Origin of the sequence: uncultured Clostridium sp., from assembly GCF_963527835.1 — a bacterium.
Classification (GTDB): Bacteria; Bacillota; Clostridia; order Clostridiales; family Clostridiaceae; genus Clostridium.
Genome location: NZ_CAURTC010000061.1, coordinates 1 through 14,100, shown reverse-complemented (window position 1 = coordinate 14,100; position 14,100 = coordinate 1). Strand labels below are relative to the sequence as shown.

The 14,100-nt window shown below is 26.6% G+C and carries 10 protein-coding genes; 3 read left to right on the top strand and 7 right to left on the bottom strand.

Annotation, left to right across the window (positions count from 1 at the left end):
* Window positions 1-84 precede the first annotated feature (84 nt).
* Window positions 85-4,389 (bottom strand): acyl-CoA dehydratase activase-related protein, encoded by a 4,305-nt coding sequence (locus RYM86_RS17795; RefSeq protein WP_315082162.1) that lies wholly within the window; start codon window positions 4,387-4,389, stop codon window positions 85-87.
* A 199-nt stretch (window positions 4,390-4,588) separates the two neighbouring features.
* Here RYM86_RS17795 and RYM86_RS17790 point away from each other — a divergent pair, with 199 nt between their 5' ends.
* Entirely contained in the window at window positions 4,589-4,942 is a 354-nt protein-coding gene (locus tag RYM86_RS17790; protein ID WP_315082161.1) for a tetratricopeptide repeat protein, read from the top strand.
* A gap of 49 nt (window positions 4,943-4,991) precedes the next feature.
* Here the strand turns inward: RYM86_RS17790 and RYM86_RS17785 are convergent, their stop codons facing one another.
* Genes RYM86_RS17785 through RYM86_RS17775 form a run of 3 tightly spaced genes read right to left on the bottom strand, consistent with a single transcriptional unit; the run spans window position 4,992 to window position 8,006 of the window.
* On the bottom strand, window positions 4,992-6,056 hold the full coding sequence (locus RYM86_RS17785; protein WP_315082160.1) for a transglutaminase-like domain-containing protein: 1,065 nt from the start codon (window positions 6,054-6,056) through the stop codon (window positions 4,992-4,994).
* A 12-nt stretch (window positions 6,057-6,068) separates the two neighbouring features.
* Complete coding sequence (recX, locus tag RYM86_RS17780; protein ID WP_315082159.1) at window positions 6,069-6,707, bottom strand: recombination regulator RecX; 639 nt, start codon at window positions 6,705-6,707, stop codon at window positions 6,069-6,071.
* A 57-nt stretch (window positions 6,708-6,764) separates the two neighbouring features.
* Window positions 6,765-8,006 carry a pitrilysin family protein gene (locus RYM86_RS17775; protein ID WP_315082158.1) on the bottom strand — a complete coding sequence of 414 codons (1,242 nt, stop codon included), beginning with the start codon at window positions 8,004-8,006 and terminating at the stop codon, window positions 6,765-6,767.
* A gap of 180 nt (window positions 8,007-8,186) precedes the next feature.
* Between RYM86_RS17775 and RYM86_RS17770 the strand changes: the two genes are divergently transcribed.
* Complete coding sequence (locus RYM86_RS17770; protein WP_315082157.1) at window positions 8,187-8,858, top strand: response regulator transcription factor; 672 nt, start codon at window positions 8,187-8,189, stop codon at window positions 8,856-8,858.
* Complete coding sequence (locus RYM86_RS17765) at window positions 8,858-10,366, top strand: HAMP domain-containing sensor histidine kinase (protein ID WP_315082155.1); 1,509 nt, start codon at window positions 8,858-8,860, stop codon at window positions 10,364-10,366. The genes RYM86_RS17770 and RYM86_RS17765 overlap by 1 nt, the downstream gene beginning before the upstream one ends.
* Before the next feature lie 23 nt (window positions 10,367-10,389).
* Here the strand turns inward: RYM86_RS17765 and RYM86_RS17760 are convergent, their stop codons facing one another.
* The 3 genes from RYM86_RS17760 to trxA all read right to left on the bottom strand — a co-directional run bounded on the left by RYM86_RS17760 (window position 10,390) and on the right by trxA (window position 13,842).
* Complete coding sequence (locus RYM86_RS17760; RefSeq protein WP_315082154.1) at window positions 10,390-12,381, bottom strand: fructose-1,6-bisphosphatase; 1,992 nt, start codon at window positions 12,379-12,381, stop codon at window positions 10,390-10,392.
* Window positions 12,382-12,649: 268 nt separating this feature from the next.
* Complete coding sequence (locus RYM86_RS17755) at window positions 12,650-13,510, bottom strand: NAD(P)/FAD-dependent oxidoreductase (RefSeq protein WP_315082152.1); 861 nt, start codon at window positions 13,508-13,510, stop codon at window positions 12,650-12,652.
* A gap of 17 nt (window positions 13,511-13,527) precedes the next feature.
* Entirely contained in the window at window positions 13,528-13,842 is a 315-nt protein-coding gene (trxA, locus tag RYM86_RS17750) for a thioredoxin (RefSeq protein ID WP_315082150.1), read from the bottom strand.
* Between the last annotated feature and the right edge of the window lie 258 nt (window positions 13,843-14,100).

The following is a 14,100-nucleotide window of genomic DNA, read 5'->3' as shown; positions in this document are numbered from 1 at the left end:
TAGTATTCCTAAGTTCAATTACTCAGTCCACTTTGCTTATGCATATATCAACACGCTGCTAAAACATAGCCAAATAATAAAATGTTATTTTTTTTTCTCTAATGTTACACTAACTTCTTTTGTTAATACTTCTACATCAGGTTGTATATCCTTGCATAATATAATTTGCTCATCTATTTTTTTAAATGCAACTGAAAGCATTAGCTTAATCCTATTTAATTGATTTACATTTGATGCTCCTGGATCATAATCTATTGCAACTATATTAGATTTAGGATATTTTTCTTTAAGTGCTTTTATCATACCTTTTCCCGTAACATGATTTGGTAAACATGCAAAAGGTTGCATACATACTATATTTTCAGCATCACTTTCAATTAGTTCAATCATTTCTGCTGTCAAGAACCATCCTTCTCCAGTTTGATTTCCAAGTGATACTATTGGTGAAGCTAATTTGCCTAGTTCAGTTATATGCTTTGGTGCAGTAAATCTACTACTATTATCTAAATACTTCTTCATAGATTTTCTAAAGCTCTCTATATAAGCTATAGCAAATTTACTAATAAATTTATTTTTTAAACTTCCCGCAAGATAATCATGTTTAAAAACATCATCATATGCTGAATATAAGAAAAAGTCTAACAAATCTGGTACTACAGCTTCAGCACCCTCTCTTTCTAATATACCAACTATATTATTATTAGCAGTCGGATGGAACTTAACTAATATTTCACCAACTACTCCAACTCTTGGTTTCTTAATATCTAATAATGGTAATTTATCAAAAGCTTCTATTATTTCTTTTATATTTCTTTCAAATTCTTTTTTACTACCAGTTCTTATATTTTCTTCTGCTTTTTTATTAAATTTTTCATATAAAGCATTAGCAGAACCCTTCTCTTTTTCATATGGTCTTGTCCTATATAAAGTTCTCATAAATAAATCACCATATATCAAAGCCATAAGTGATTTATTTAAAAATTTAAAATTCACCTTAAATCCTGGTTGTTTTTCAAGCCCTACTGCATTTAAAGATATTACAGGTATATTTTCAAATCCTGCATGTTTTAAAGCCATCTTTAAAAATCCTATATAATTAGTTGCCCTACATCCACCGCCAGTTTGACTTATTATAACTGATGTATTATTCAAATCATATTTACCAGATTTTAATGCATTAATCATTTGACCAATAACTATTATAGATGGATAACATGCATCATTGTTTACGTACTTTAACCCTTCATCAATTGCTTTTGCATCTATTGAAGGTAATACTTCAACATTATATCCACTTGATCTTGCTGCCTCTTGTATCAATTTAAAATGAATTGGTGACATTTGAGGTACAAGTATTGTATGGCTTTTTCTCATTTCTTTTGTAAATACAGGATTATTGTATTCTACTTTTTCCTCTAATGGTATATAGCTCTTTCTGCTTCTTTCTTCTATTGCAGCCTTTAATGATCTAATTCTTATCTTAGCCGCTCCTAAATTGTTTCCTTCATCTATCTTAAGTAAAGTGTATATCTTTCCTTTAGAACTTAAAATTTCACAAACTTGATCACTTGTTACTGCATCTAATCCACAACCAAAGGAATTTAACTGAATTATTTCAAGATTATTATTTTCAGCTACAACTTGTGCTGCTCTATATAATCTTGAATGATAAGTCCATTGATCAACAACTCTAAGTTTATTTTTTAAAGTACCTAAATGAGATACACTATCTTCTGTTAATACAGCCATACCATAAGAATTTATTACATCAGGTATTCCATGATTTATTTCCGGATCTATATGATAAGGTCTTCCACTTAAAACTATGCCATATTTATTATTATCTTTAAGGTATCTTAAAACTTCTTCACCCTTATTTTGAATATCTTTTTTATAAGCATCTCTTTCTTTTACACCTAAAGCAATAGCACATTCTGCTTCCTTTAATGTAACATTATAATCTTTAAATTCATGAACTATTCTTTTTGCTAATTCTTTTTCATCATCTAGTGAAAAGAAAGGAGATATATATTTTATATTTTTATTTTTTAATTCATCAACATTATTCTTAATAACTTCAGGGTAAGATGTTACCATAGGGCAGTTATAATGATTATTTGAATCACTAAATTCATTCTTTTCATATGGTATACAAGGATAAAAAATAGTTTTTACTCCTGAATTTATAAGTGACATTACATGCCCATGAACTAATTTTGCTGGATAACATGCCGATTCAGATGGTATTGTTTCTATTCCCTTTTCATATATATTTTTGCTTGATGAAGGTGATAATTTCACACTAAATCCAAGAGAAGTAAGAATTTTAAACCAAAATGGATAGTTTTCATACATATTTAATACTCTTGGAATTCCTATTACTCCTCTTTTAGCTTCACTCTCTTTAAGAGGAATATAATTAAAAGTCCTCTTATACTTATATTTATATAAATTAGGAATATCATTTTTAGTTTTATCTACTCCAAGTGCTCTTTCACATCTATTACCTGAAATAAACTCTTCGTCAGTAGAGAATTTATTAACAGTTAAAAGACAATTATTCCCGCATTTTCCACATCTCTTAAATACTGATGTCATATTAAAGTTATCAATTTTATCTTTAGAAATTATACTAGATTTTTTTCCATCTATATATCTTTCTTTTGATATTATTGCACAACCGAAGGCACCCATAAGACCTGCTATATCTGGTCTAACAGCTTCTCTTCCTGAAACAAGTTCAAAGCTTCTAAGTACAGCATCATTATAGAATGTTCCACCTTGTACTATTATTTTATCGCCAATATCTTTTTCATCTCTTAATTTAATAACTTTAAATAAAGCATTTTTTATTACAGAATATGATAAACCTGCAGATATATCAGAAATTTCAGCACCTTCTTTTTGTGACTGCTTAACTCTTGAATTCATAAAAACAGTACACCTTGAACCTAAGTCCACAGGTGATTTTGCTTTAATAGCTTCTTTAGCAAAATCTTGAATTTCCATGTTTAATGATTTCGCAAATGTTTCTATAAAAGAACCACATCCAGATGAACAAGCTTCATTTAACAATATACTATCTATTGTTCCATTCTTTATCTTTAAGCATTTCATATCTTGTCCACCAATATCTAAAATAAAATTAACCCCTGGTAAAAAATATTCCGCGGCTTTATAGTGGGCAATTGTTTCTATTTCTCCAATATCAATATGTAGTGCTGATTTAATTAAAGCTTCTCCATACCCTGTCACAGTTGCATTTACAATTTCAACTTCACTTGGTAATTTTGAATATAAGTCTTTTAACATTTGTATAACTTTTTTAAGAGGATTACCTTCATTGCCTTCATATAAAGAATATATAAGTTCATCTTTATCATTTATTAATGCAATTTTAGTTGTTGTTGATCCCGCATCTATTCCTAAAAAAGCCTTGCCTTTATAACTATTTAAGTTCCCTTTTTTTACTTTTGACTTTTCATGTCTTTTTTTAAATTTTATATATTCATCTTCATTTTCAAATAACACATCTAGTCTTTCAACATCATCATCTTTTATTTGAGATAAATTTTTAACTTTTTTTACTATACTCTCAAGATCTGTAAAGTTATTTTTTGTTGATAATAATGCTGCTCCTTGTGCTACGAATAATTGTGACTTTTCAGGGAAAATCACTTGTCCTTCTTCTAATTTTAATGTTTCTATAAATCTTTGCCTTAGTTCTGATAAAAAGAATAATGGACCTCCTAGAAAAGCAACATTTCCCTTTATAGGTTTTCCACACGCTAGTCCACTTATTGTTTGATTAACTACCGCTTGAAAAATAGATGCTGAAATATCCTCTTTACTTGCACCTTCATTTATAAGAGGTTGTATATCTGTTTTAGCAAAAACTCCACATCTTGAAGCTATTGGATATATAACATTAAAACTTTTAGCATATTCATTTAGACCACTAGCATCCGTATTTAATAAAACAGCCATTTGATCTATAAATGCTCCTGTTCCACCTGCACAACTTCCATTCATTCTTTGTTCAAGACCACCTCTAAAATAAGTTATTTTAGCGTCTTCCCCACCTAATTCTATCACAACATCTGTTTCTGGAATTATTGTTTCAACTGTTTTGGAACATGCAATAACTTCTTGTACAAATTCTACATTAAGCCATTTAGATACAGAAAGTCCACCTGAACCTGTTACACTCAATGTACAACATATGTTTCCAATATCTTTATATGCTTCTTCTATTAATTCTATAATGGTACTCTTTATATCAGAGTAATGTCTTTCATATTTACTATATACTAATTGCTCCTTATGATTAAGAACAACTAGTTTAACCGTTGTTGAGCCAATATCTAATCCTATTTTATAGTTCTTCATCTTCAATTTCACCTACTCTAAATTAAAATACAAATTCTATATTAATATTTTTATTTGTATATAACATTATTATTTCAATTTTGTTTTATTTATGTATAGTAGTTATTTTACATGTCTATAATCTAAATGTATTTAATTAGTATATTATAGATCTTATCTATTTTTAATAACTTATAAAATAATATCTTTGGAGGTTAAAATGAACTATTTTAATGAAGGAAATAAATTATACAATACTCAAGATTATTTACGAGCTATTGATTGTTATAAAAAATCTGCTACTCAGAAACAAAATGAGGCTTGTTCATATTATAATGCCGGTGTTTGTTTTATTAAGTTAAAGGAATTTGATAAAGCAATAACTATGTTAAAAAATGCTCTTACTATTCAAAATGAAAGTAAATATTATTTTAATTTAGGCTATTGCTACACTATGAAAAACAAACTAAATAAAGCCTTGCAATTTTTTAATATAGCATGGGCTATTAGCAATGATGATGCTGATTGCGAAAAAGCAATAAACTTAATTCTCGCAAAATTATCAAAAAAATAATATACTTCTTATATTTTATAAGAAGTATATTATAAATATGCTTCTTAGACTACCATTCTCCTGCAATATTATCTTTTTTATGTATATCATCAAAATTATCACAGTCAAAGTAATTTCCTGCATTATAAAATGTTGAATCAACTTTAATCCACTTATTTTCATCACTTAAATATACTTCATTCCATGCATGACTTATATATTCTTCTCCATTATATGCTTCTCCAGTTATTAATCTTACATTCAGGTTAGCTGCTCTCGCCATAGCTACATAAAGACATGCATAATCAAAACATATACCATTTCTTTCTTCATATGTACATATAGCTCCACTATTCTTTACATTTTCTGAATTTAAAACTCTAGTTGCTTTGTCATAATCATAACTTATATTAGAGCCAATCCACGAGTATAATTTTTTTGCTTTTTCTCTATCATTTTTGCTTGATGAGACTATTTTTCTTGCCTTTTCATTAATGGCATCATTAGATTTTACCCCTTCATCTAAAGTAACCCCATTGTAATAAATAATTCTATTCGATGCTATATCCTTAATCAGTCCATTATTTATGATTTTAGATTTATTTTTATCTATAATATCTTCTACTTTATTAAACGCAGTAATATCGTTAAAAATATTAATCTGATAAGGATTATTAGGAATAGAATTAAACATTATTATAGGAACAAATAATATCAATATAAAAATACAAGCTCTAGCGACACCAAATATAGTTGAAAAAATAATTAGTAATGTTTTACTTTCATTTATAACTTTCTTTCCACCGCTAAAAATAGTTGATTGTATTATTGAAATTATAAATTTTATTATAAATTTTATAATTATAAATAAGGCTATAATCCCAATTATTTTGATTATTCCATTAGTTAAATATAAATCTCCTAAAATGTTTTTTATAAAGTATGATAATATACTATTAATATTCTCATATTTTAACAAAATCAGCATAAATGTCAATATGCTTGCTATTGTATCTATTATAGGAGCAATGACATAATCAATATTAGAATTCCTTAACACCTTTATTATACTAAACAGTATTGACATTCCTATTATACCAAAAATTATAATTTTGTATAAAAGAATTTTTTCCATTTATATTCTCCTTTAGTCATAAAGTTCAAAATTCATAGCTTCTTTAACTACATCTTTGATAATATCATATCCATATCCTTTAGATAATAAAAAGCGGTACAACTTATTTGATATCTTGTATGTATCAGATTCCGTTTTTCTAAGATTATTTACCTTCTTCTGTGCTAAAACAAGTGCACTTTCTTTTTCATCTTCTTTGTCTATACCGCTTAATTCCTCTTCTATAACATCTTTAGATACTCCCTTTTGCATAAGTGAATATCTAATTTTATTGCTCCCTTGAGACTTCAACTTATCTTTAACAAATTTATTAGTATAATCTTTGTCATCTAAAAAGTTATACTCTTTTAAAAAACTTATTGCTTTAGTTATAGCCTCTTCATCATACCCCTTTAAATTCAATTTATCTCTTACTTGCTTTTCTGTTTTTAAATTTCTTTCTATAGTTTTTATTGCAGCTTCTCTACATTTTATAATAGCATCTTTATTTGCTAATTCCTTAAGTTTTTCTGAATCCACACTATCTTTTACCTTAATTCCTTCTTTATATATCAATTCAGCACTTATAGAAAATGCATAATCCTCATCTAAAAACACATTGACTCTTTCTTTATTTCTTTTTTGAACTTCTAATTTTGTTATTTTAGCCATTTAAATTTCTCACTTTCATCTCTTGCGTATATCAACACATATTACATTCAATAAAAATTAATTAGATTTTAATATATGAATAGTTGGACTTTTAAAAACTTTTTTACTCACTTCATTAATTTTGACTTTATCAATATTATTTAATCTTTCCATATCTTTAACAAATTCAAATATATCTTCACCATCAAGTTCTTGATGTAACATATAGCTGCAAAGTTCTAAAGAATCCTCTAGTGTTGAAATTACTGCTGTTTTATGGACTTTTTTCATAACTTCTAAATCCCTATCACATATTTTAATTTTTCCATCAATAATATTTTTTAATGTTTCATCAATTGCACTCTTAGCTTCTTCTAAATTTTCTTCCGCCACTGACGTATATATATACAATGTTTTTATATTAGTACTTATTTCTAAGTTTGTATATATATCATAAGCAAGGCCTCTATTTTCTCTTACCTCCCTAAATAAAAGAGAATTCGCACTTTCACCCAATCTATGATTTAATATTCTAAGTGGTAATTCATCTTCTTTTTCTAGCTCATTAAAAGTATATAAATAAATTATTGTACTTTGCTCTATATCTTTTTTGTACGTAGTTTTTGTTATACTCTTATTTTTTTCTTTAATAACATCTGCTTTTTCTGTTTTTTCTCCAGCCCAATTCCCAAAATTCTCTTCTATTAATTCTATCGCTTCATCATGACTTAATGGTGAAGCCATTGTAATTAATGAATTATTAGGTGTATAATATTTTTTATAATATCTTTTAATTTCTTCTCTAGTAAATTTTTTAACATTCTTTTCAAGACCTGCTACTTCATATTTTAAAGGACTTTTACTAAATGCTATATTATTTACATTTTTAAAACTATAATCTTCTAAGTCATCCTTTCCTATCCTTATTTCAGACAAGATTACGCCTCTTTCTTTTTCTATTTCGCTCTCCTCAAATTTAGAATTTATAATCATATCACTTAATATAGATACTCCATTATTAAATTCTTCCATCAAACAACTAATTGTATACACTGTAGCGTCATAATCAGTATATGCATTATACTCTCCCCCTAAAGCTTCTAGATCACTATTAAGTTCTTCATCATTTCTTGTATATGTTCCCTTAAATAAACAATGCTCAATAAAATGACTTATACCCTTTTCCTCTAAGCATTCATTAAATGCACCAACTCTAATGCCTATATTTATTGACGCTATTTGCGTATCTTTCTTTATCGTTATTACCTCTAATCCATTCTTTAACTTATGCCTTTTTATATCGAAATTTAATTTTATCATTCACTCTTCTCCTAATAAATTCTAACTACTTAAATTATATAAAGTCTCTAAAATAAAATTATAACACATTATTTGAACTTCATTAATATATAGATACTCTTATATAGATATATTCTTAAAGTAATGCTAAAATATATAAAAAGTATATAATTCTAATTTTAAAGGAGTGAAATATAAATTATGAAGAAATCAGTGTTAATTGTGGAAGATGAACTTAAAATTAGATTTTTAATTAGAGACTATCTTTTAAAAGATGGTTTTAATATTTTTGAAGCATCCGATGGAGAAGAAGGTCTATTCCAATTTAGTAAAGAAAAAATTGATTTAATAATCTTAGATATAATGATGCCAAAAATGAATGGACTAGAGATGCTTGAAAAACTTAGAGAAGTATCAAATGTTCCTGTAATTTTCCTTACTGCAAAAGGTGAGGAAGAAGATAAACTTGAAGGATATGAATTTGGTGCAGATGATTATATGACCAAACCTTTTAGTCCTAAAGTCTTAGTTGCAAAAGTTAAGGCATTACTAAAAAGAACAAGAGAAGATTTAGATTCAAGTATTCAAAATTTCAATGGGTTAAGTGTAAATCAACTTTCTCATGAAGTTAAGGTTAATGATAACATCATACTTTTATCACCTAAAGAATATGAACTCTTAATTTATCTAATAAATAATGAGGGAATTGCATTAAGTCGTGATAACATACTAGATAATGTGTGGGGAATTGATTATTATGGTGATATTCGTACTGTAGATACTAACATTAAAAGGCTTAGAGAAAAATTATTAGATAAATCATCTTATATAATTACAGTTCGTGGTAGCGGCTATAAATTCGAGGTTAAATAATGAAACATAGTTTATCAAAAAGATTATTTGTAATAACTCTTTGTCTTGTATTCGGATTACTATTATTAGTTTACTTTACCCAATCATTCTTGTTCGAAAGATTTTATTTTTATAGAAAAACATCTCTTTTGGTTAAAGAAATAAGTAAAATTCAAACTTTATATTCTTATCAAAATACTGATGACTATGCTTTATATCAAGTGCTAAATAAATTTGAAAATGACAACAACTCAAAAGTAGCAATATTTTCTCTTAATGGAGAGCTTATGTATCTGCCAAACAAGATTGAAAACAAAGATAATATAGCTATATTAACTAAGTTCTGTGATGAACTTATAAATGATAAAACTTTAATTTTAGATGTTATAAAGTCCTCTAAAATTAAAGTAACACGATTTTATAACCAAGGAACTGAAAATCAAAAAATTGGTATCATAGCTCCTATGTCCTTAAAGTCTAACAATGATAGTGTTATAATATCAGTTTCATCCATTCAGCCAATCGAAGAAGCTTCAAAAGTAATTGATGAATTTTATATTTATGTTTTTTTAGGCTTAACAATAATAGCAGGTATTCTATCTTCTATTTACTCTAATTTAATATCTAAACCTCTTACAAATTTAAATACTGTAGCTAATAAAATGTCTAATATGGATTTTACAGTTTCTTGTGACGTCGATAGAGAAGATGAAATTGGGAACTTAGCTAGAACATTAAATTTTCTTTCTAAAAATCTTCAAAATGCTTTAACTGATTTAAAACAAAAAAATCAAAAGTTAGAGGAGGATATTGAAAAAGAAAGAAAGCTTGAAAATATGCGAAAAGAGTTTGTAGATAATGTTAGTCATGAGTTAAAAACTCCTATAGGAATAATTGAAGGCTATGCTGAAGGTCTTAAAGATGGAATAGTATCTGGAGATGATGCCTTAGCTTATTTAGAGGCTATAATTAGTGAATCTCAAAAAATGAATACCTTAGTTAAAAATATGTTAGAACTATCAAAATTAGAGTCCGGAACTATAAAGCCTAAATTAGAATCCTTTAATATAAATAGGTTAATTTCTAAAATTTTAAAAAATAATCATTTAAAATTTGAAGAAAATGATTTAAAAGTTAGCTTTACTTCCAGCAATCCTTACAGTTATGTTTATGCAGATACATTTAAAATGGATCAAGTAATAACTAATATTATAACTAATGCAATAAAATATACTCCTTCACATAATTTAATAGATGTATCAGTAAATGAAGAAAATGATCAATTTAAAATTTCAATAAAAAATATGGGTATAAACATTCCTGAATCAGAAATCAATAAATTATTTGATAAATTCTATAGAATTGATAAATCAAGACAAAGAACAAAAGACAGTACAGGTCTTGGATTATCTATAGTTAAGAATATATTAAAGCTTCATAATAGTGAATTTAACCTTAGAAACATAGATAATGGCGTTGAATTTTATTTTTATCTAAATAAAATTGTTGTTAATGATGATTGTGATTAAAGAAATAAGATAAGGTATTTACCTTATCTTATTTCTTTTATTATTCCTTTTCTATATATTAATAATAATTCCTTTAAATCTTTAATTTGAACTTGTAATTCCTTACCTATATCTGTATCTTCTACTGTTTTTCGTTTGAGTTTTTGCTCTACTACAAGAGTTGTAGATAAAATATCTTTTTCTTTCATTATGGATTCTTCTGTAGATGAGAAGTGTTCATGTGAAACTAATTGTAATCCATAAGAATTATATATCAACGTATATCCTGCTATACCAGTTTGTTTTTGATATGCCTTAGAAAAACCACCATCAATAACTATCATTTTACCATTAGCCTTTATTGGACTTTCTCCATTTTTCTTTTTTACTGGTACATGTCCATTTATAATTCTAGATTCATTTAGATCTAATCCAAATTCTCTAAGTATCATATCACACATTTCTTCTCGATCTCTTAATTTATAATATCCTGTTTTCTTTTCTATATGTGCTATTTCGTCATCTATGAAATATCTTTCAAATGTAGCCATTTGTTTTTTCCCAAATAAAGGTGATACCGGGCCTGTCCACAAATACCACATTATATCCATTCCATAAGTCTTTTCTTTACTACCAATTTTTTCAAAATAACCTTCTCTAGATAAAGAATCAAATTTTTCTAATAATCTTTTACTTTCATAGTCTTTGCCTTGTATACACATACTTTTTAAATTTCCTTCATCATCTAAAGGTATACATCCATGAAATAATAAATTAGAATTAAATTTTAAATACATATTTCCTTTAGAAAATAAAAATCTAACATGCTTTTGTAATTTATCACTATTTACAAAAGAATAAACAAGTTTATCTATAAGCACTGATTCCTCATCTGTAAGTTTATATGGATCTTTAGGATCTATTGTTGGGAAATTATTATCATTTAATTTATATTCTGTTCCATTTAATAGTATAGTTCCTTTTTCATAATCTATTTTATCTAATAACAATCTTCCTTCTAATTCAAATTCAGGCCTTCTGTCTATTATTTCTTTTTCTAATTTAAACTGTAATATTGTTATAGCTTTATGCATTTTAGATACTAAATCTACTTCTTGACTTGCAGCTGGATCATCTTCCTTTACTTTTGGAATAAATGATTCACATGGATCATCTTTATAATACTTTAATGCAAAGGTTGCTAAAGGTAAAAGATTTATTCCGTAAATTTCTTCAACCAAATCTAGGTTTGCATATCGTGTAGATATTCTTAAAACATTAGCAACACAAGTTCTTACTCCTGCTGCTGCTCCCATCCAAAGCATATCATGGTTACCCCACTGAATATCCACAGAATGATATTCCATAAGAGTGTCTATTATAATATCTGGTCTTGGGCCTCTATCATATATATCTCCTATTATATGAAGTCTATCTATAATCATTCTTTGTATTAACTTAGATAGTGCGATTATAAATTCTTTTGCTCTTCCTATATCTATAATAGTAGTTATTATCCTATCATAATATTCTTGTTTATCTATTCCATTAAATTGTTCATGCAATAACTCTTCTATTATATAAGCAAAATCAGATGGAAGTGCTTTTCTTACTTTTGATCTCGTATATTTAGATGAACAAAATCTGCATATTTCTATAAGTCTATTTAAAGTTATTTTATACCAATCATCTATATTTCTTTCTTCTTTTAAAACAATATCTAATTTTTGTTCTGGATAATATATTAAAGTTGCTAAACTTTTTATATCACTTTCTAATAAAGATTTGCCAAAAAGATCTTCGATCTTTCTTTTTACAACTCCAGATCCATTTCTTAATACATGTACAAATGGCTCATATTCACCATGTATATCACTTAAAAAATGTTCTGTACCTTTGGGTAAATTAAGAATTGCTTCTAAATTTATAATTTCTGTAGATGCTAAAGCAATGTTAGGATATTGCTTGGCTAGCAATCTAAAATACTTTAGTTTTTTACTGTCTTCCTGCCCATTATTATTCATTTTAACCTCCATAATTCACGTAAAATATATTGTTATAATTACTATATATTTAAAATCCCCTTATATAAAACATTAAATCATTTTATACAAATTTTGTCTACGAATAAATTTCTAAACGGTTTTTATTTCTTTGTTTTATGCTATACTTATTTTTTATGAATTTTCTAATTCTATAAATGTTTAAATTTTTATGAATTTCTAAATCTCTATATAATTAAAAAGCATTTTAAAATGTTTAAAACATTTTAAAATGCTTACTTCTATATAAATATTTATTAATCTATTTTAATGAATCTAAGTATGCAACAGCATTTAATACTGCAACATTCCCTTCCCCAGCTGCCTTAATATATTGATATGGCTTTCCAGTACAATCTCCTGCTGCAAAACATCCTTTTATATTAGTTTCCATATTTTTTTTAACTTCAACATGACCATTTACTATCTTTAAACCAGGCACTAATTCCTTAGGAGATATAGAATTTTTAAGAAAAAAAATACCTTCAGTTATTAAACTATTTTCTTTTAATATTAGTCTTTCTACCTTCTCATCACCTATAATTTTTACTGGTTTATCTTGTATTATAGTAATATTATCATTTATATCGTATATACCTCTATACATAGGTATATAATATACTGTTTTTGCTAACTCACTAACATAGTTGGCATCTTTTTCTCCATCTTTATTATAGGATATTATAGATACTGTTTTATCTCTATATAATGGTGCGTCACATGTAGCACAATATCCTACACCTTTTCCTAGGAATTTTTCTTCTCCATCTAGTGCCTTAGTGTACTCTACTCCTGCTGCTATTATTACAGTATTAGATTCATATACTTCTTCATTCCCCATTAAAGTAAAGTATTTTCCCATAGCATAGATGTTATTTATTCGTTCATTTTTTATATCTATTTCCATAGCCTTTATATGATTTAAAAACTTTTCTTTTAAATCTTCACCACTTATGCCATAAAAGCCTAAATAATTATTAATTTTAGGGGCTCTTTCTAACTTTGAACTTAGATTACTGGACCCAAAAATAATAAATTTCTTATTTCTTATTTTAGCATTTAGCGCCGCTGAGAGGCCTGCTGGTCCGCTTCCTATTATTGCAATATCATATCGTTCTCGCATAAGTTTAAACTCCTAAATTATAAATTATCTTTAATTAAGTCTGATAAAGCTTCTTTAGGTAAAAATCCTATTGATGTTTCTATTGGTTTGCCATTTTTAAATAATTTTATAGTTGGAATACTTCTAATTTCATTAACTCTAGATGATAATGGATTTTCATCAATGTCTATTTTGGTAAATTTAACATTTTGAAATTCACCTTCTAATTCCTCCAATACTGGAGACAACATTCTACAAGGTCCACACCAAGTTGCCCAAAAATCTACCAAAACTAATTCATTACAATTTAAAACTTCATTCTCAAAATTTGAATCGTTAATGTGCGTTATCATAAATTTCCTCCTCAATTATTTCACTACTAAATTTAATACTCTCTATATCAAAATATTCAGTTGCTTTAATATTGTTCATATAAAAAATAATTACTATATTTTTTATTAAAAATTGAAAAATATATAACAGTTATGGTTAAAAGGTACATTTTTATTAAATTTATAATATTAATTTACCCATAAATACAAATTTTTATAATTCCTAAATCGAGTAGGAGCTAAATAATTATTTTATTTAGCGTCCTCTCACACCACCGT